Source organism: Planctomycetota bacterium, assembly GCA_035384565.1.
Classification (GTDB): Bacteria; Planctomycetota; PUPC01; order DSUN01; family DSUN01; genus DAOOIT01.
On record DAOOIT010000003.1, the window covers coordinates 195,309 to 214,484 of the forward strand.

At 69.2% G+C, this 19,176-nt stretch carries 12 protein-coding genes; 8 read left to right on the top strand and 4 right to left on the bottom strand.

Annotated features, from left to right (window positions below):
• Positions 1-63 precede the first annotated feature (63 nt).
• Together PLE19_02355 and PLE19_02360 are read right to left on the bottom strand one after the other, a co-directional pair.
• Positions 64-2,559, bottom strand: coding sequence for a right-handed parallel beta-helix repeat-containing protein (locus tag PLE19_02355; GenBank protein HPD13761.1), 2,496 nt, complete (start codon positions 2,557-2,559; stop codon positions 64-66).
• Positions 2,556-4,502, bottom strand: a complete 1,947-nt coding sequence (locus PLE19_02360) for a right-handed parallel beta-helix repeat-containing protein (GenBank protein HPD13762.1) — start codon at positions 4,500-4,502, stop codon at positions 2,556-2,558. Before PLE19_02360 ends, PLE19_02355 begins: the two co-directional genes overlap by 4 nt.
• 240 nt (positions 4,503-4,742) lie before the next feature.
• On the opposite strand from PLE19_02360, the gene PLE19_02365 reads away from it, so the two are divergent.
• The 3 genes from PLE19_02365 (at position 4,743) to PLE19_02375 (ending at position 9,745) form a co-directional block, all read left to right on the top strand.
• Entirely contained in the window at positions 4,743-7,592 is a 2,850-nt protein-coding gene (locus PLE19_02365) for an MMPL family transporter (protein ID HPD13763.1), read from the top strand.
• Between the two features lie 63 nt (positions 7,593-7,655).
• Positions 7,656-8,441 carry an outer membrane lipoprotein-sorting protein gene (locus PLE19_02370; protein HPD13764.1) on the top strand — a complete coding sequence of 262 codons (786 nt, stop codon included), beginning with the start codon at positions 7,656-7,658 and terminating at the stop codon, positions 8,439-8,441.
• Positions 8,438-9,745, top strand: coding sequence for a hypothetical protein (locus PLE19_02375; protein ID HPD13765.1), 1,308 nt, complete (start codon positions 8,438-8,440; stop codon positions 9,743-9,745). Before PLE19_02370 ends, PLE19_02375 begins: the two co-directional genes overlap by 4 nt.
• Here PLE19_02375 and PLE19_02380 read toward each other — a convergent pair.
• Positions 9,718-10,953, bottom strand: coding sequence for a mechanosensitive ion channel (locus PLE19_02380; protein ID HPD13766.1), 1,236 nt, complete (start codon positions 10,951-10,953; stop codon positions 9,718-9,720). The genes PLE19_02375 and PLE19_02380 overlap by 28 nt on opposite strands.
• A 258-nt stretch (positions 10,954-11,211) precedes the next feature.
• On the opposite strand from PLE19_02380, the gene PLE19_02385 reads away from it, so the two are divergent.
• The 4 genes from PLE19_02385 to ruvB all read left to right on the top strand — a co-directional run bounded on the left by PLE19_02385 (position 11,212) and on the right by ruvB (position 14,989).
• Positions 11,212-12,618, top strand: coding sequence for a hypothetical protein (locus tag PLE19_02385; GenBank protein ID HPD13767.1), 1,407 nt, complete (start codon positions 11,212-11,214; stop codon positions 12,616-12,618).
• Complete coding sequence (ruvC, locus tag PLE19_02390) at positions 12,599-13,087, top strand: crossover junction endodeoxyribonuclease RuvC (protein ID HPD13768.1); 489 nt, start codon at positions 12,599-12,601, stop codon at positions 13,085-13,087. Before PLE19_02385 ends, ruvC begins: the two co-directional genes overlap by 20 nt.
• 95 nt (positions 13,088-13,182) lie before the next feature.
• Positions 13,183-13,836 (top strand): Holliday junction ATP-dependent DNA helicase RuvA, encoded by a 654-nt coding sequence (locus PLE19_02395; GenBank protein ID HPD13769.1) that lies wholly within the window; start codon positions 13,183-13,185, stop codon positions 13,834-13,836.
• A 124-nt stretch (positions 13,837-13,960) separates the two neighbouring features.
• Positions 13,961-14,989 carry a Holliday junction branch migration DNA helicase RuvB gene (gene ruvB, locus PLE19_02400; protein ID HPD13770.1) on the top strand — a complete coding sequence of 343 codons (1,029 nt, stop codon included), beginning with the start codon at positions 13,961-13,963 and terminating at the stop codon, positions 14,987-14,989.
• A gap of 58 nt (positions 14,990-15,047) precedes the next feature.
• Here ruvB and PLE19_02405 read toward each other — a convergent pair whose 3' ends face one another.
• Positions 15,048-15,845 carry a site-specific DNA-methyltransferase gene (locus PLE19_02405; protein ID HPD13771.1) on the bottom strand — a complete coding sequence of 266 codons (798 nt, stop codon included), beginning with the start codon at positions 15,843-15,845 and terminating at the stop codon, positions 15,048-15,050.
• Between the two features lie 306 nt (positions 15,846-16,151).
• Between PLE19_02405 and PLE19_02410 the strand changes: the two genes are divergently transcribed.
• Positions 16,152-18,737 (top strand): heparinase II/III family protein, encoded by a 2,586-nt coding sequence (locus tag PLE19_02410; GenBank protein HPD13772.1) that lies wholly within the window; start codon positions 16,152-16,154, stop codon positions 18,735-18,737.
• Positions 18,738-19,176: the final 439 nt, after the last annotated feature.

Sequence of the window (19,176 nt, forward strand, 5' to 3'; positions counted from 1 at the left end):
GCGTCCGTGCGCCCCCAGGCCACATCGCGGCCGCGCTGCCGCAGGGCCGCGAGCCAGCCTGCCTCACTCCCTTTCGAACCGTGCGGGGAAATCGGGTTGGAGGCCCACGGCGCGGAGGTCAATGGGCTCGAAGCCGAGCGCGAGGGCGGGGCTGCCGGGCCGCAGGCGGAAGTCGCGCGCTGCGAGGTCGCGGAACAAGGGGTCGGCGACGAGGCTGTGGGCGTCGAACTTGCCGCCTTGCAGTTGCCGCCACTCGTCGAGCGAAATGACCTTGCCCGCCTTCTTCACGAGGATGCGGCCGCTGGGCTTCCAGAACAGGTTGTGGTCGGCGGCCGCCACGCGGTCGTCGCTCCAGTTGTCGAACTGGTAGACGGTGCGGCGGTCGGCGTCGGCGCCGGGGCGGATGTGCGTCTCAGCCTGCACGACGACCAGGTGGTGCCCGGCCGCGGGCGGGCCGAGTTCGATGCCCTGGGGCCTCCACGCCGGGTCGGTGGCGAGCGCGAAGGCGTCCCAGTTCAGCCCGCCGCCCTGGACGTTGGTCCAGGTGAGGGTCTGCTCGCCCTTCTTGAGCGGGAGTGCGGCGCAGGCGGCGGGGCTCCACTTCTGCTCGCCCCAGCCGCCGGTGTCGGGCAGGTTCTGGAGGGTGACCGTTTCGCCGCCGGCGGCCATCGTGAAGCGGCCGTCGAGCCGGTCGCTGCCGTAGGGCTTGTTGAGGGCGGCGTAGCGGAGCCAGACGTGGTAGAGGCCGTCGGCGGGGATGACGATCTTCCAGGTTAGGGTGGTGCCCTTGTCGTGGATGGCGCCCACGCCGCCGCCCCAGGCGCCCCTGGGCGATTCGGCGGCGCCCTCGCACACGATGAGGTTGCGGGCGTACTCGTGCTGGTCGCAGCGCTCGTCGGCCATGAAGAAGGAACGGATGGCGCTGACGTTGGACGGGGCGACGATGAGGATGTTGTTGAGGATGCGGTTGCCGATGCCTTTGGCGTAGATTGGCTGGTCGCCGCCGGCGCCCGTGACGCCGTAGATGACGTTGTTGGAGACGGTGAAGTAGTCGGTCGCGTCGTCGAGGTAGAGGCCGCTCTGGAGGTCGAAGCGGGTGTTGCCCACGTCGTGGATGAGGTTGTGGTCGTAGACGTTATCGCGCCCCGGCCCCCAGCTCTCGAGGGCGCCGGTGTCCTGGCTGTCCTCGTTCACGTGGTGGATGTGGTTGTAGGCGATGAGGTTGTTGCGCGAGTGGAGGAAGTCGTGGCGGTTTTCGAAGGTGACGCCTTTGACCTGCTCCTTGAGCACCTGATAGCGGAGGCCCTTGATGGTGGTGGCGTAGCGGGGCATGTGGTGGATGTGGTTGTGGACGATGCGGTTGTGGCCGCTCTGGGAGATGTAGACGCCGCAGCCGTGGCCCACGAGGCGGCCGCAGCGGTGGATGTGGTTGTTCTCGACGGTGTGGTGATGGTTCACATCGGGCTGGCCCGGGCCGCGGCCCTGGAGGTTGACGCCGTAGAGGCCGTGGCCGCGGATGAGATTGCCGTAGAGGGTGATCCGCTGGGCGTGGCCGTGGAGCGAGATGCCGCACGCCCCGCCGTTCTCCACCTTGCAGAAGCGCAGCGAGCAGTCCTCGGCGCCCGTGATGCCTACCACGTCGCCGTTGGCGATGGAGAGGTCGAGCCCCTCGAAGTGCAGGTTGCGGACGAGTTTGTGCCCCTCGCCCTTGATGGCGAGAAGGCTGGGCGCGCTGGCGGCCACCAGCGTTTGCCGTTCGATGGGCGCCTTGCGCGGCCAGACGTAGAGCCTCCGCTCCTTCAGGCGGATGACGCATTCGCCCGGCGCATCGAGCAGGGCGAGGACGTTCTGGACGAAGTAGCGGTTGTTGGCGCGGATGTCGTAGCCGTCGCTGCCCTTGAGTGTGATCACGCGCTTCTCGGGGTCAACGCCCACGATGGGCTTGTCGGTCGAGAACCAGTCGTGCGTCGGCCACAGGAACACGCGGCCCTCCGCCCAGTCCCAGCCCTTCGGGTCGAGGTCCTTGGCGCGATAGACGAACGCCGTCCTCGGCTGGCCGGGCACGGCGTTCTCGACGTGGAAGCAGCCCTCGTTGGGCGCGCGGGCGAGGGCGAGGCGTTCGCCGTTCTCGAAGAGCTGGGTGGGCTGAATGCCCTCGGGAATGGCGGCCCGCCAGATGCCCGCGGCGTGGGGCGTCCAGCCTGTCACCGGGACGCCGCCGACCAGGATCGGCACCTCGCCCGGCCACGCGGCGTAGGTGATGCGATGCTCCGCGGTGCCCGAGTCCTCGGGGCCGAACGCGATGCCCTGCGGCAGGCAGTAGGTGCCGCCGCGAAGCCGAACCGTCACATCCTTCGCCAGCCCGGCGGCGACGAGTTGGCGCACGGCGTCGCGGGCGCGGGCCGGCGTGGCGAAGGGCTGCGCGGCCGTGCCCGGCCCGGCGTCGTCGCCGTCGGGTGCGACGACGAAGTCGGCATTCGCCTGGCGTGGCGGCTCTGTGGGGCGGGAACAGCTTGCCATGAGCGTGGCTCCCATCAGGAGTGCCGCGAAGAATCTCACTTGGCTTTCTCCTTCGGTGATTCGGGCGGGGGCGGCGGCAGCTTCATCGCGTAGATCGGCGGCGGGGTGGCGGGGATGGGCACGTCCACGTCGCGGAAGGCGGGCTCGAGGCCGGCGCGGGCCGCGGCGTCCCGGGGGAACTTCGGGTCGTCGGGCGGCACGCCCAGGCTGTTGTCTTTCCAGGTGTGATCGTCCTGCTTGTTGCGGTTGAAGCGGATGGGGGCCTGGGCGGTGGAGTGGATGACGTTGCCCTCGATGAGGAAGCCCTTCGAGCCCTCGTCGAGGAAGATGCCGTTGTTGGGCGCGGAGCCCGTGAACTGGCTGCGGCCGATGTGGTGGATGTGATTGCCGCGCAGCACGGTGCCCGGCTGGAAGCCGAGGCTGTAGATGCCGCCGCCGTCGGCCAGCAGCATCATCGCGTCGTGAATCTCGTTGAACTCGACGACGCTCTCGCGGCAGGAGGTGGGCTTGTCGTTCCAGCTCCAGCCGACCGAGAGGCCCGAGTAGGGGAAGCGGCGGATGACGTTGTGGTGAACGTGGGTCTTCTCGGCGATGCCGATCCACACGCCGAGGGCCGAGAAGTGGTCGAGACCGCCGTCCGAGATCACGCAGTTGGCCACCGTGTTGCCCGTGGGCAGGTAGGGGGGCTTGGAGTCGGTCTTCGTGTTGCCGATGAGCACGCCGCCGGCGCCGAGGTCGGCCATGCGGGTGCCGACGATCTGGTTGTCGGAGCAGCCCTGCGCCAGCCGCACCGCGTAGCCGCCCAGGTGGGCGAGGGTGCAGCGCTCGAGGCGGCAGCGGCGCGCGAACTCGGCCTCGATGGCGGCGGGCAGGTTGATCATGCCCTGGCCCGAGCTGTAGCCCTTGGGCGGCAGCGTCCAGTTGGTGTGGGCGAAGGTGAGGCCGCGGAAGGTGAGGTGCTCGACCCACTTCGGCGGCCGCATGACCATGCGAGGGTCCGATTCGTCAATCGGAATGGCCCGCTCGGGCTCGCCCGTGAGGCGGATGAGCTGATCGATGCGGGGCGCGACCACGGTGAGCTTGCCCATCTCCTCGCCCGGCAGCGGGCGGTACGAGAGCACGCCCGTGGGGCGGTCGAGATACCACTCGCCGGGCTGGAGGCCGGCCTCCTTCACATTCTCGACGTAGTAGGGGTTGCGCCCGCCCTTGTACCAGTGGCCGATGCGGTAGACGGGGAAGCCGGTGAAGCGGACGACGTGGTTGGCCAGGTCAATCTCGCGGATGCGCAGGCGCGAGGCGCTCCAGTCGTGCAGCGCGACGACCTCCACGTCGTCGAGGCTCGCCCACTTCTCGATGTCGCCTGGGGTGAAGCGGAACTCGTCCTGGGCCTGGCGGTGACGCAGCGCGTTCTTCAGGGGCGGAGCGTCGGTGAGGCCGGCGATGACGAACGCCCCCTTGCACGGACGATAGCGCCGCTCGAAGAAGGGCTGGCCGGGCCGCTGCACGAAGAGCTGGCGGAAGGCCCACTTGCCCTCGCGCACCTCGGGCAAAGCCACTTGATAGACGCCCTGCTCCTCCTGCTCCCAGCCCGTGATGGGGCGGCCGCCGCTGAGGACGGGCGTTTCGCCGGGATAGGCGGCGTAGGTGATGGGGCCGGCCTCGGAGCCGGTGTCGCGGGCGATGAAGTCCACCGGCTCGGCGAGCCAGTAGGTGCCGCCGCGCAGGAGCACAGTGACGGGCTGCTTGAGGGCGCCGCCTTCGTGGTGGCGGCGCGCGGCCACGGCGTCGCGTGCGCGGGCCAGGGTGGCGAAGGGGCCGTCGGTCCTCTCGGCGTTCGGCGCGGCGAGGGTGCCGCTCCAGGCGTCGTTGCCGTTGGTAGCCACGTAGAAGTCGGCCTTCGCGGCCTCGCCGCCTGCGGCTCCGATCATGCGGCTGCATCCCATGAGGGCGACTCCCAGTGCGGCGAAGAGGGACCACCTCATCTGTGGCGTCTCCTTGGAGGGGCAGGGGGGCTGCTCCGATTGTGCAACATTTGGCGGTGGACGGCAAGCCCGCCTTGCGCCGTGGCTTGACGCTCTGTGCGCGCGGCGCTACACTACACGCACGGCCTGGGCAGAGCCGGGCGGGTCGTTTGCTGCTGCGCCGCGGCTCCGCCCTTCTGCGGCCCGTGTAACCTCGCCCGCCATGCGGGGTCTAAGTGGACAGGAGCAAAGGAGGAACGCATGGCGCTCTCCAGCCGAATCGTCGAGTATTCGCTCGACCACCCAAAGCGCATCACCGCCATCATGATCCTCATCACCCTCGCCCTGGGGGCCATGATCCCGCGGGTGAAGGTGGACACCGACCCCGAGAACATGCTCTCGGAGCACGAGGCCGTGCGCGTGTTCCACCACGAGATGAAGCGCGAGTTCGTGCTCAACGACATGGTCGTGCTGGGGATCGTGAACGAGAAGGACCCCGACGGGGTGTTCAACCCGGCGTCGCTCGCGCGGGTCTACGAACTGACGAAGTTCGCCGAGAAGCTCCGCTGGCCCGACCCGAAGGACCCGACGAGGGAGATCGGCGTCGTGGAGGTGGACCTGCTGGCGCCCTCGAAGGTGGACAACATCGAGCCGGTGCCTGGGCAGCCGGGCACGGTGCGGTTCGAGTGGCTGATGCCCGAGCCGCCGGCGACGCGCGAGGCGGCCCGCGCCATCCGCGAGAAGGCCAAAGCGAATCCCCTGCTCGACGGCACGCTGGTCTCGGAGGACGGCAAGGCCCTCTGCCTCTACCTGCCGCTGACCTCGAAGGACCTGTCCTACCGCGTCTACAGCGCGCTGCGCGCGAAGATCGCCACGTTCCGCGGCGACGAGCAGTACCACATCACCGGCCTGCCCGTGGCCGAGGACACGTTCGGCGTCGAGATGTTCAAGCAGATGGCCATCTCGGCCCCGCTGGCGATGCTGGTGATCTTCCTCCTGCTGTGGCTCTTCTTCCGCAAGCTCACGCTCATCCTCAGCCCCATGATCCTGGCGATGGTGTGCGTGATCATGACGATGGGCCTGCTCATCGGCACCGGGCACACGGTGCACATCATGAGCTCGATGATTCCCATCTTCATCATGCCCATCTCGGTGCTCGACTCGGTGCACATCCTCTCGCAGTTCTTCGACCACTATCAGCGGACTCGCGACCGCCGCAGGACGATGGCGGCGGTGATGCGCGAGCTGTTCCTGCCGATGCTCTACACGTCGCTCACCACGGTGGCGGGCTTCGCGTCGCTGGCCCTCACGCCGATTCCGCCCGTGCAGGTGTTCGGCGTGTTCGTGGCCATCGGCGTGGCCATCGCCTGGGTGTTCACCGTGACCTTCATCCCCGCCTTCGTGATGTTCATCCCCGAGAGGCGCCTCGAGAACTTCGGCACGGCGCACCACGACGAGGCCCCCCAGTCGCTCCTCGCGCGCATCCTCCACGGCCTGGGCGGCTTCGCCTACCGTCGCGCCAAGCTCATCCTCGCGGCGGCCCTGCTCATTGCCGCCGTGGCCGGCTACGGGATCAGCCGGATCAACATCAACGACAATCCCGTGCGCTGGTTCGAGCCGCGCCACCCCATCCGCGTGGCCGACAAGGTGCTCAACGCGCACTTCGGCGGCACCTACATGGCCTACCTCGTCCTCGAGCCCGAAGCCACGGCCCGCCGGGCCGACGACGTGGCGAAGGCCCTCGACGCGCGCCTCGCCAAGGCGGCGGAGAGCCTGAAGGCCGATTTCCCCGAGGCCGCGCCGACCCTCGAGAAGGGCCGAGCCCTCATCGCCGGCCTGGCCAAGGAGGCCCCGACGGGCGACGCGCTGCTCGAGCAGGCCGCGCGGCGCGTGGCCGAGTGGAAGGCCAAGGCGAGCGGCGACGAGGCCGACGCCTGGGCCGAGGTGGCCGGCGCCATCGGCGCCGAGCAACTCGCCAAACAGGTCTTCAAGAACCCCCAGGTCCTCCGCTACATCGAGGGCCTCCAGCGCGCCCTCCTGTCCACCGGCGTCGTCGGAAAGTCCAACTCCCTCGCCGACATCGTGCGCAAGGTCTACAAGGAGCTGATGGAGGGCAAGGACGAGTTCTACCGCATCCCCGACACCGCGGACGCCGTGGCCCAGTGCCTGCTGTCGTTCCAGAACAGCCACGACCCCGACGACCTGTGGCACCTGGTGACGCCCGACTACGGGAAGGCGAACCTCTGGGTACAGCTCCGCAGCGGCGACAACCGCGACATGGAGAAGGTCGTGCGGTTCGTGGACCGCTACATCCACGGCAACCTCGGGCCGCAGCCGCCCGTGCCGCTCCAGCACCGCTGGTTCGGCCTCACCTACATCAACGTGGTGTGGCAGGACAAGATGGTGAGCGGCATGCTCAGCGCCTTCTTCGGCAGCTTCGCGATGGTGTTCGTGATGATGGTCGTCCTGTACCGCTCGGCGCTCTGGGGCCTGCTCTCGATGGTGCCGCTCACGATCACCATCGGCCTCATCTACGGCATCATCGGCCTCGTGGGCAAGGACTACGATATGCCGACGGCCGTGCTCTCGTCGCTCACGCTGGGGCTGGCGGTGGACTTCGCGATCCACTTCCTGTCGCGCTCGCGCGAGCTGGTGGCCGAGCTGGGCTCGTGGAAGGACGTGGCGGCGAAGATGTTCGGCGAGCCGGCGCGGGCCATTGCCCGCAACATCATCGTCATCGCCACCGGCTTCACGCCGCTGCTGGTCGCGCCGCTGGTGCCGTACAAGACCGTGGGCTTCTTCATGGCCAGCATCCTGGCCATCGCCGGCGCCGCCACGCTGTTCGTGCTCACGGCCCTCGTCACCGTGCTGGCGGGGCGGCTCTTCCGCGCCCAGGCCCCGCAGCCCGCCGCCTGCAACTGCGGGCTGTGCATCGCCGCGTCCGTCGGCACGGTGGCCGTCATCGCCCTGAGCATCAACAACTACATCACCTGGCACTGGACCACCCTCACGTGGGCGAGCGCCGTGGGCATCGTGGTCCTCACGGCCCTCTGCGGCATCCTGTCGCGGAGGCAGGCCTGCCGCAGGGCCGAAGCCGCGGCAAAGGAATGAATGCCGAATGTCGAACACCGAGCATCGAAGGGCGAATATCGAACCGAGGAAAGGAGGACACAGATGCGTGCACTGATCGCACTAGGCATCGTGCTTGCGGGGGCCGCGGCCTCGGCGGGCGAGGAGACCCCGACCGTCGAGCAGATCGTCGAGAAGGCCAATCTCGCCGCCTACTACCGCGGCGACGACGGCCGGGCCAATGTGCACATGGTCATCACCGACGCCCAGGGCCGCACGCGCGAGCGCAAGTTCGTCATCCTGCGGCGCGACGTCCAGGACGGCGCCGACCAGAAGTTCTACGTCTACTTCGAGGAGCCGGCCGACGTGCGCAAGATGGCCTACCTCGTGTGGAAGCACGTGGACAAGGACGACGATCGCTGGCTCTACCTGCCCGCCCTCGACCTCGTCAAGCGCATCGCGGCGAGCGACAAGCGCACCAGCTTCGCCGGCTCGAACTTCTTTTACGAGGACGTCTCGGGCCGCGGCACCCACGAAGACACCCACGAGCTGGCTGAGACCACTGCCGAGCACTACGTGCTCCTCAACAAGCCCAAGGACCCCAAGAGCGTCGAGTTCGCCTCCTACAAGGTCTGGGTTGACAAGGCGACCTTCCTGCCGAAGAAGGCGGAATACCTGGACGCCGAAGGCAAGGTCTATCGCGTGGTCGAGGCCCTCGAGGTCAAGGACATCCAGGGCTTCCCCACCGTCGTGAAGTCGCGCGTGCAGGACCTCAAGAGCGGCGGGAACACCGTGAGCACGTTCTCCGACGTCAAGTACAACCTCGGCCTGCCCGACGACGTGTTCAGCGAGCGCTACCTGCGCCGCGCCCCGAGGAAGCACCTCCAGTGAGGCACGTGGCGTCCGCGGCTCTGGCGCTGGCCATTCTCGCCGCCGCCTTCGCCGGCGAGGCGGAGGCGCCGCCTGCCGCCGGCCCCTCGCTCAAGGACCTCCTCGAGAAGCTGCCCTTCGGCCTCCACGGCTTCGTCGAGACCCGCGCCGGCACCCGCGTACGCCGCGACCCCTATATCTCCGAAACCGCCTCCATCGGCGAGGCGCGCCTCCAGCTCGAGGCCACCAAGACCCTCGAGATCGGCGACCACCGCCCCGACCTGCGCCTGAAGGCCGACTTCTACTACGACGCCATCGAGAAGCGCGCCATCGCCGACCTCCGCGAGGCCAACATCGTCTTCTCCCCCGCCGAGTTCCTCGACCTCAAGCTCGGCCGCCAGGTGCTTACCTGGGGCACCGGCGACCTCTTGTTCATCAACGACCTGTTCCCAAAGGACTGGGAGTCGTTCCTCATCGGCCGCGACGACGAGTATCTCAAGGCGCCCTCCGACGCCGCCAAGCTCAGCTTCTTCACCGACGCGGTGAATGTGGACCTGGTGTACACCCCGCGCTTCCGCAGCGACAAGTACGTGGACGGCGAGCGCCTGAGCTACTGGAGCGATGCGCTGGGTTCTCTGGCCGGCGAGAACGCCGTCGTGCGCGACCGCGAGCCCCACCGCTGGTTCCGCGACGACGAGCTGGCCCTGCGGCTCTACAGGAACCTCAGCGGCTACGAGGTCGCCCTTTACGGCTACCGCGGCTTCTGGCGCGCCCCCGCGGGCATGGACCCCATGACGGGCAAAGCCACGTTCCCCCGCCTGTCGGTCTACGGCGGCAGCGTGCGCGGCCCCGTGGGCAAGGGCATCGGCAACCTCGAGGTCGGCTACTACGACTCGCGCGACGACCGCGGCGGCGCCAACCCCCTCGTGCGCAACAGCGAGGCCCGCTTCCTCGCCGGCTACGAGCAGGAGGTCGCGCGCGACCTCACCGCCGGCGTCCAGTACTACCTCGAATGGATGAGGGACTACGGCGACTACCGGCGGACGCTCCCGGCCGGCGTGCGGCCGCGCGACGAGTTCCGCCACGTCGTCACCGCCCGCCTCACCCAGCTCCTGATGAACCAGAACCTGCGGCTCTCGCTCTTCGTCTTCTACTCGCCGTCCGACTCCGACGCCTACCTGCGGCCGAAGGCGCTCTACAAGATCGACGACCACTGGTCGGCCGAGGTGGGCGGCAACCTGTTCTTCGGGGCGCGCGACCACACCTTCTTCGGCCAGTTCGAGGAGAACTCGAACGTCTACGGCGCCGTTCGATTCAGCTTCTGAGGCGGGGGAGGGGGGCCGGCCTCCGTACGGATGACGGCCGGAATGCTCTTCCAGCCAAGCTGGTGGCAGGCGAGGAAGCGGCGGTGGCCGGCCACGATGCGGTAGCGGCCATCCGGCAGCGGCGCCACGACGATCGGCTGGAGCAGCCCGCGCTCGCGGATGTTCGCCACCAGCTTCTCGACCTCGGCCGCCTGCTCGGGCTCGGCGGCCAGGGCCAGGCAGCCCGCCTCGATCAGGCCGAGCGGCACCTCCTTGATCGTCGGGACCCCCTCGGGCAAGTCGCCCCGCATCACCCCGTCGGTGCTCTTGCGGAACGAGTAGACGAACGGGATGGCCATGTCCACCCGCAGATCGCGCTGCACCGCCTTGAAGATGTGCCGCACGATCTCGTGCGTGATGCGCGGGCGGTCCTTGGCCATCGTCATGTAGCGCAGGCGCATCAGGATGCCGTAGTCCCACATATCCGACCGGATGTACGGCTCGTGGCCCGTCTCGCGGATGACGTTGGCTGTCACCTCGCGCGCGGCGTCCAGCAGGATCTTCTCCGCCGCGTCCCAGTCGGAATCATAGGTGATGCGGATGACCACCTCGTCGAGGAAGAAGGCCGCCTCGGCCTTGGGCGTGTAGTTGATGGCCACCTGCTGGAAGAGCATGGCGTTGGGGATCAGGATGTCGCGCCCGATCGCCTCCTCGCTGCCGATGGCCCCGCCCACCTGGTCCAGCGTGGTGTACATGAGGCCCACGCTCTTCACATCGCCGTTGAGGCCCAGCGACGGGAAGAGCACCCGGTCGCCGATGCGGAACGGGCGCTTGAGGGTCACGAGCACCCAGGCCGCGATGCCGCTCACCGGCGCCTGGAGCGACCAGCCGAGCAGCAGGCCGGCGAAGCCCGCCGCCACGCCGCCGATGGTGGCCAGCACGCCCAGCGAGTAGAGGAACGCCCCCAGGATCGCCAGCCAGCACATCACGCCCACGAAGCCCGTGAGCATGCGGCTCTCGCCCTCGGGGCCGCCGCGCCACCTCACGTAATCGCGGATCAGGATCGCAGCCGCGTGGCGAAACGCCATCACCGCGCACACGGTGCCCAGGAAGCCCCACAGCGTGTGCCCGGCGCTCAGCCGCACCGGCCACCACCCGCTGAAGTGCAGCCAGTACATGGCCGCCGAGGCCGCCACAAACACCGTTGCCGCCACCACCCGGTTTTTCATCGGCAGGCGCTTTCCCCGTTCCGTGAACCAGAGGCCACCGATAGGATAGCGCATGGCGGGCAAATGTAAAGAGGTTCGTTCCCACCCTGCCGCCGGGCCGGCCGAGCCGGGATTGCCAAGCCCTGAAGCGCTACTACTCCGGCCCCAATTCATGTTGTGCTTGTTCGTAGTGCGGGCTTTAGCCCGTACGCCCAGATACGGCCTGAAGGCCGCACCACGAGCGTCTTCCGCGTCGCGAGCTCATCCTCCAAATGCTACATGAATTACCGCCCGAGTGGCAAGCCTGCAAGGACTTGCTCCTGGAAATCAGATCAGATAGACTCCGCCCAGCGCCCCGCCGCCGCGCGTGAGCTGCCGCGGCGCGGGGCGCGCGCAGGAGACGCCGCCATTCGAGCCACGCTGCACAAAGCGCTCTCGGGCATCGCGGGCCGCCACTGGATCGTGGCCCTGGCCATGGCCAAGTCGGCCGCCGGCGGCATGCTCATGGTCGGCCTGCCCGTCAAGCTGGACCGCCTGAGCTGGAGCGACTGGTCGCTGGGCCTCTACACCGCCGTGACCTCGGCCACCTACATGGCCGTGTGCATGGGCTACAGCCTGCTGCTGCACCGCATGCCGCTGCGGCGGATGCTGGCCTTCTCGGCGGGCCTGGCCGCGGCGATGGCGGCGGGGCTGTGGGCGTTCACCTTCGGCCCGCTGCTCTTCCTGTTCGGCGCCGGCTTCTCGCTCGCCGCGGCTCTCTACTGGCCCTCGCTCATGGCCTGGATCGGCGAGAGCGAGGAGACGCACCTCGTCGGCGACATGTCGGCCTTCAACTGCGCCTGGACCATCTCGCTCACGGCGGGCGCCGTGGTGGGCGGCCTGGTGGAGTCGCTGGTGCCGGGGCTGAGCCTCGTGCTCGTGGCCGCCGTGCTGGCGGCGCTCATGCTGCTGGCGCCCTTCGCCCACATTCGCGGGCGCGACGCCTTCCCGGCCACCGTGGCCTCGGAGCCGGTGACGCCCGTGCTGCCGCGGCGGTTCCTGGCCGCCGGGTGGCTCGCCGCCATGATCGCCACGCTCGCCACCGCCGTCCCCGCCTCCATCTTCATCAAGCTCAACTCCAGCCTGGGCTACACGGCGCGCGACTTCGGGGCCTTCCTGGGCCTCCAGGGCGCCGTGCAGGCGTTCGTGTTTCTCGCCCTCGGCGTGCTCCAGGGCTGGCGCTATCGGCGCTGGCCGCTGGTGGCGCCCTTGGGCCTCGTGGTGGCGGGCAGCGTGCTGCTGGCCACGCCGACCGGCGGCGGCACGTTCGGCTGGTACGTCTTGGCCCTGGGCTTTGCGCTGCTGGGCGCCGGCATGGGCCTGGGCTACGGCACGGGCTTCTACTACACGGTGCGCGGCAGCCGGCGCCGCAAGCGCAACGTGGGGCTCTTCGAGGCCGCCGTGTCGCTCCAGCACGTGCTGGGCGGCGCCGCGGGCGGCCTGATCGCCACGCTGCTGTGGCGTCGAGCGCCCTATCTGGCCGTGGCCGGCCTCGCCGTCCTGGGCATCCTGGCCCAGGGCAGCCTGTTGCGGGGCCTCGACCCGCCCGCCGCGCGCGGGCCGGGCGAAGGGGCTTTTGACACGCCGCGCGGCGCGCCCTACAATAGCGGCCCGGAAGGCGGACCCGATGCGCGTGCTGGGCATTGACCCGGGGCTTCAGGTGACCGGCTACGGCCTGCTGGCGGTGCGCGGCGCCCGGGTGAGCGTGGTCGAGGCCGGCGTGCTGCGCACGAGCGAGCGCGACCCGCTCGAGGCCCGGCTCCACAGGCTCCACGGCCTGGCCCGCGGCCTCTTCCACGAGCTGGCGCCCGAGGCCATCGCCGTCGAGAACCTCTACTCGCACTACCGACACCCGGTGACGGCGATCCTGATGGGCCACGCGCGCGGGGTGCTCTTCCTGGCCGCGGCCGAGGCCGGCGTGCCCGTCGTGAGCTATGGCGCCACGCGCATCAAGAAATCGCTCACCGGCGCCGGCCACGCCAGCAAGGCCCAGATGCAGCGCATGGTCCAGAGCGCGCTCGGCCTCAAGACCCTGCCCGAGCCGCCCGACGTGGCCGACGCCCTGGCCGTGGCCCTGTGCCACTGCAACGTGGTGGTGAGACAGACCTGGAAGTAGGAGTAGCTGCAAGCCACAAGCCGCACGCCACAAGCTCTCAGAGGCACTGTCTCCTCAGCTTGTTGCTTGTCGCTTGCAGCTTGCGGCTTACGGCGATGATCACAAGAATTCACGGCCTTCTCTCGGGCATGCGCGGCGATTCCGCCATTGTGGACGTTCACGGCCTCTTCTACGAGGTCATGCTGCCCGGCGGCCTCGCCCAGCGCCTCACCCGCAGCCTGGCGCCCGACGAGGCCCGCGAGGTGACGTTCCACACCCTCCACTACATCGAGGGCTGGGGCGGCGGCGGCGCCCAGCGGCCCCGCCTCATCGGCTTCACCGAGGAACTCGACCGCGAGTTCTTCGAACTGCTCACCACCGTGAGCGGCCTGGGCACGAAGACGGCGCTCCGCGCCCTCACCATCCCCATCGCCGAAATGGCCCAGGCCATCGAGGGCGGCGACGTGCGCACCCTCGCCCGGCTGCCCCGCATCGGCCCGCGGATGGCCGACAAGATCGTCGCCGAGCTCAAGGGCAAGGTGTGGAAGTTCACCCTCCTGCCGCCCGGCGCGCCGCTCGCCTCGTCCGCCAAGGCCAAGCCGGCCGAGCAGCCCTTCGTGGCCGAGGCACGCGAGATTCTCCTCCAGGTCGGCTACCGCGCCTCCGACGCCGCGGCCGCCATCGAGAAAGTGCTCAAGGAGCGGCCCGACATCGCCACGTCGCAGGCCCTTGTCCAGGAGGTCTTCCGGCAGAGGGGAGGGAAGTCGTGATGCGTGACACGTGATGCGTGAGAAGAGAGGAATGCCCGATCAGGCCCCTTGACGGCTACTCACGTTTCACGCATCACGCATCACGCAAGTTGCATCGAAGCAGGGAACCAGGAAGCCAAGACCCATGCCCGAGGATCGCGAACGCATCATATCGGCGGAAGCCACGAGCGCCGAGGAAGAGCAATTCAACTGGAGCCTGCGCCCCCAGAAGCTCGACGAGGTGATCGGCCAGCGCGAGCTGGTCGAGCGCCTGCGCATCTCGCTCGGCGCGGCCCGCCAGCGCGGCGAACACCTCGAGCACGTGCTCTTCTACGGCCCGCCCGGCCTCGGCAAGACCACCTTCGCCCACGTCATCGCCAACGAGATCGGCTCGCGCCTCTCGCAAACCAGCGGCCCCGCCCTCGTCCGCCCCGCCGACCTCCTCGGCCTCCTCACCAACCTCCAGCCGCGCGACGTGCTGTTCATTGACGAAATCCACCGCCTCCCCGCCGCCGTCGAGGAGTTCCTCTATCCCGCGATGGAGGACTTCCGCATTGACTTCGTGGTGGACAAAGGGCCGTTCGCCAAGACCGTGCCCGTGCCCCTCCAGCCCTTCACCCTGGTGGGCGCCACCACCCGCGCCGGCCTCATCTCCAAGCCCATGCGCGAACGATTCGGCATCTTCCATCACGTGGACTTCTACCCCGTCGCCGACCTCAAGGAGATCCTGCGCCGCTCGGCCCGCCTGCTCGACGTCGCCGCCGACGACGCGGCCCTCGACGAAATCGCCAAGCGCTCCCGCGGCACCCCCCGCGTCGCCAACCGCCTCCTCCGCCGCGTGCGCGACTATGCCGCCGTCAAGGCCAGGGGAAAGCTCTCCGCCGCCGTCGCCGCCGACGCCCTCGCCCTCGAGGGCGTGGACGCCCAGGGTCTCGACGAACACGACCGCAAGTACCTCCGCGTCATCATCGAGTTCTACAAGGGCGGCCCCGTCGGCATCGAGGCCATCGCCTCCACCCTCAACGAGGACAGCGACAACATTCAGGACCTCGTCGAGCCGTTCCTCCTCAAGCTCGGCTTCCTCAAGCGCACCCGCACCGGCCGCGAAGCCACCGACCTCGCCTACAAACACCTCGGCCTCAAGCCCGGGGGAGGGCAGAGGACGCTGTTTTGAGGAAATGCGACGGGGGGCACTTCTCGCGAAAAGCCCCCCCTACCCCCCTCAAGAGCGCTTACTTCTCACTGTCCCACAGCCCCACCCCGCCCTTCAGCGCCCGGCACGCCTGGGCGAAGTAGTCCGCGCCCAGCTCGAAACCCACGAAGTCCACCCCCAGCCTCTGGCACGCCAGCGCCGTGTGGCCCAGGCCGAGGAAGGGGTCGAGGACGAGCCTCGCCCGCGCCAGGCCGTGGAGCTTGATGCAGCGCTCGGGCAACTGGACGGGGAACGTGGCCGGGTGCGGGCGCTCCCTGTCGCGGCTCTGGATGGTCTGGTAGGGGATGAACCAGGTGTTGCCGCGACACCGCAGGCCGCCGCCCGCCTTGGCCCAGCGGGCGACGTTCGTCTTGTCCTGATACGGCACGCCCACGGCCAGGCGGTCGAGCTCCACGTCGCCGCGCTTCGTCAGATGGAAGACGTATTCGTGGCAGTCGTTGACGAAACGCTTGCTGTTGATCGGCTTGTAGTGGCCCACCGCCACGTCGCCCGCGATGCCGGGGTAGTCGCCCACGTCGGCCTTCGAGATGGCGATGCTCTTGATCCAGTGAATGACGTTCTGGAGGACAAACCGCGCGCGCATCACGCCCAGCACGTCGAACGGCACATAGGGGTCGGAGGGCATCGAGCCGATGTTGAGGAAGAGCGAGCCCTTGTCGGCGAGGACGGCTTTCACCGTGTCGGCCCATTCGCCGAGCCAGGCCAGGTAGTCGGCTCGGGGCGCCGTGTCGTCGTAGCTCTTGTAGCGGATGCCCAGGTTGTAGGGCGGCGAGGTCACCACCACGTCCACACTGCCCGGCGCGAGATGCTCGCGCATCCCGGCCACGCAGTCGCCGGGGTGCAGCACGAGGCGGCACGAGGCGGTCTTGAGCTCGAACACGGCGGCTCCTCGCGGGGCGCGAATGGGGTGAGGGTAACGCCGGAGGGCGCGCCTGTCAAGGCCGCCGGCGGCAAATGGCCGGAGAAAGCATGAAAGGGGTTGACGCGGGCGATGTGGGTGGGTATGCTAGCAGGGACGGCGCTGCCTGTTGCACGGGCGGAGTCCGGCCGCTGGCCCTTGCGCGCAGCGGGGCCGCCCGGTATACTGACGACGCATCACGGCCCCGTATTAGGAGCACGCCGAATGCCACTCCCCCGAATCGCAGCGCTTGTGTGCGCGTTGGCCCTCCCCGGTGGCTCGGCCCTGGCGGCCGGAGAGGCCCCTCCCCCCGAGGCCTACACGGTCGTAAGGCCCGCCGACAACCCGCTGGCGAAGAAGGGCGGCGCCGTGCCCGTCCCCACGATCACGTGGGAGAAGGTCACCGTGCGCCCCGACCACCCGCGCATGCTCTTCACCAAGGAGACCAAGGCGGCGCTGGCCGCCCGCATTGACCAGAGCCCGCTGCGGCCGAAGTTCCTCGAGGCCGTCGAGCAGGGCGAGCCCCTCGCCTGCGCCCTGATGTACCAGTTGACCGGCCGCGAGCGCTACGCCCGGTCGGCGATCCACAGCCTGCTGGCCGGCCGCATCACGTCGGGCACCATGTACCAGCCGATGAGCTACGTCTTCGACTGGACCTACGACGCGATGACCGATGAGGAGCGGCGCGAGGCCATCGAGCGGGTGTGGGCCACGGCCACGGTGGACCGCGCCTCGGGCTGGCCCCGCTGCTCGGCCTACTCGGGCTACCCCGAGGACCCGCTGCCGTCCGAGACCCGGCCCGACCAGTGGCCGCGCTTCTACAACTGGACCTTCCACGACCAGGACTGCGTGCGCCGCTACTCGCCGACCCTGGAGGCCGTGATCGCGCTCGCCGGGCACAAGCCCCGGGCGGCCGAGAGCGTGCGGCACTACTGGGAGTACTCGCTGAAGGACCTGGCCCTGTTCCTCGACTACCTGCGCGACGGCAGCTACTGGCAGGGCTACTACTGGTCGGTCACCACGCGGGCGGCCGAAATCCACCGCGCCTTCGCCCTCATGAGGTCCGCCACCGGCATTGACTACCTCGACCCCAAGGCCCACCCCTACCTGGCCAACCTGGGGCGCTGGATCCTCTACTGCTCCGACGTCGCCCGCCGGCGCGTGATCTACAACTACGGCGACGGCGAAATGGTCAACTTCGACACCACCCGCGTCTTCCCCGTGCTGGCCATGTCGGCCGACCTGTCGAAGGACCCGCGCGTCGAGTGGCTGGCCCGCCAGGTCCAGCCCGAGGGGGCCGACTGGTTCACCGAGTTCTTCTGCCACGACCCCGCGTTGCCCGCGGTCGGGCCGGGCGACCTGCCCCCCGCGCGCGCCTTCCCCGGCACGGGCCTGGCCGTGATGCGCACCGGCTGGAAGGGGCACGACGCGTGGGCCTCCACCCGCTTCTGCGACTGGTTCGACATGCACGGCCACCCCGACGCGGGCTCCTTCATCCTCTACTGCCAGAGCCCGCTCGCCCCCGACACCGGCTTCTACTGCCCCGGCAACTACCACGCCAACGGCTACTACACGCGCACCGTGGCCCACAACACCATCACCGTGCGCGACCCCGCCGCCAAGACCCCGCTCAACGACGGCTGCCAGCGCACCCGCGACAAGCGCACCTGGTCCTTCGCCATCGGCACCGACGCCTGGGTCTACAACCAGGACGAATTCGACCGGGCCAACCTCCTGGCCTTCGAGACCCAGGAACTCTACGACTACTGCGCCGGCGAGGCCACCAAGGCCTACCGCCCCGAAATGGTCAAGGAATTCGTCCGCCAGACCGTGCTCCTGCGCGACGGCTTCTTCCTGGTCTTCGACCGCGTCGAGTCGCCCCGCGCCGAGCTCGAGAAGCGCTGGCTCATGCACTTCGTCGGCGAGCCCGCGATTGACGGCCGCCTCGTGCGCGCCGAGGTCAAGGGCCACATCGAAGACTACGACGGCTCGGTGGCCGTCTCCCGCGGCAAGGAGCGCGGCGTGGTGCGCTGCCAGACCCTCCTCCCCGCACAGCGCGTGATCCGCAAGATCGGCGGCGCCCGGCCCAACATCCCCGTCTCCACCCTCTGCCGCGTGCCGCGCACCGTCCAGCGCATGGGCACCGGCAGCCGCTGGGAGTGGACCGACCCCCTCATCCTCTACTACAACGACCCCCTCACCGGCAAGAAGCTGGGCGCCATCTGCATCGGGCGCGAAACGCCCACCGAAGCCGAATACGAGATCAACGACAAGGAACTCTACCTCAAGCTGCACGCCTACGAACGCGGCAAGACCGACGAGTTCCGCTTCAAACTCGCCGACTACGAGACCCTGCTCGACCTGGCGCGCGACCTCGGCAAGCGCATCCAGTGGCACTCGGCCTTCCACTATCTGCCCGGCTACGAATACTACAACGAGGGCGTGAACTACGCCCCCTCCTACGGCTACCCCGCCTGGGAGAACCCCGCCATCAACGCGCCCGAGCTCATCGGCGCCGCCAACGACGCCGGCTCCTGGCGCATCGAGGTCTACCCCGCCCAGCAGGCCACCCGCGACTACTTCTTCCACGTCATGCGCATCCAGGCCAACGCCGAGGAGGACCCCGGCACGGTCACCCTGGCCCGCGACGAGGCCGGCCGCGCCGAGGCCAAGGTCGTGCTCGGCGGCCGCACTTACCTGGTCGCCTTCAACAAGACGGGCGACATCGGCGGCCACATCCGCATCACCGACGCGGCCGGCCAGGTGCTCGCCGACCGCGACTTCGCGAAGACGATCGAGCAGAAAGACTGACCCCTGGCGGGCGCGCCTCCCCGCGCCTGCGCCAAACCCTCACGCCCTCCCGAACGCCCCGCGACGTTCGGGAGGGCGTTCAGTTTCCGGGCTCCCCTGGGTCTGGCGATCCTGCCGCGGCCGCCGTTGGGGAGCGTGGCACGGGCGTTGCCGCGCCGGCGAGGGCCACCCCATAACCCTCTATGCCCCAACGTCTTACGCCCTCCGGCCATTCCCGCTCGCATGCTTGCTCATCGCGCAGATGAACGAGTATGGCCGGAACCGCGAGAATCGCCCATTCTCGCCCATCTACCCATGCTGTATCACTCTCCCCCTCACAGGGTTGATACAGCATGGGCAGGCGGCGCCCGCCAGCCCATCGGCACAGGCCCTCCCGCGTCCTGTCGCCTCCTCGCGGGGGGCAGAGCCCCCGCCCACAAGCCTGCAACCCCAACCTCCC

Bases quoted from the DNA above. Each gene is read 5' to 3' on its own strand.
- PLE19_02380 (HPD13766.1), bottom strand. From the start codon at position 10,953: ATGAAAAACCGGGTGGTGGCGGCAACGGTGTTTGTGGCGGCCTCGGCG.
- ruvB (HPD13770.1), top strand. From the start codon at position 13,961: ATGCCCGAGGATCGCGAACGCATCATATCGGCGGAAGCCACGAGCGCC.
- PLE19_02360 (HPD13762.1), bottom strand. From the start codon at position 4,502: ATGAGGTGGTCCCTCTTCGCCGCACTGGGAGTCGCCCTCATGGGATGC.
- PLE19_02410 (HPD13772.1), top strand. From the start codon at position 16,152: ATGCCACTCCCCCGAATCGCAGCGCTTGTGTGCGCGTTGGCCCTCCCC.
- PLE19_02365 (HPD13763.1), top strand. From the start codon at position 4,743: ATGGCGCTCTCCAGCCGAATCGTCGAGTATTCGCTCGACCACCCAAAG.
- PLE19_02405 (HPD13771.1), bottom strand. From the start codon at position 15,845: ATGCGCGAGCATCTCGCGCCGGGCAGTGTGGACGTGGTGGTGACCTCG.
- PLE19_02395 (HPD13769.1), top strand. From the start codon at position 13,183: ATGATCACAAGAATTCACGGCCTTCTCTCGGGCATGCGCGGCGATTCC.
- PLE19_02370 (HPD13764.1), top strand. From the start codon at position 7,656: ATGCGTGCACTGATCGCACTAGGCATCGTGCTTGCGGGGGCCGCGGCC.
- PLE19_02385 (HPD13767.1), top strand. From the start codon at position 11,212: ATGAATTACCGCCCGAGTGGCAAGCCTGCAAGGACTTGCTCCTGGAAA.
- ruvC (HPD13768.1), top strand. From the start codon at position 12,599: ATGCGCGTGCTGGGCATTGACCCGGGGCTTCAGGTGACCGGCTACGGC.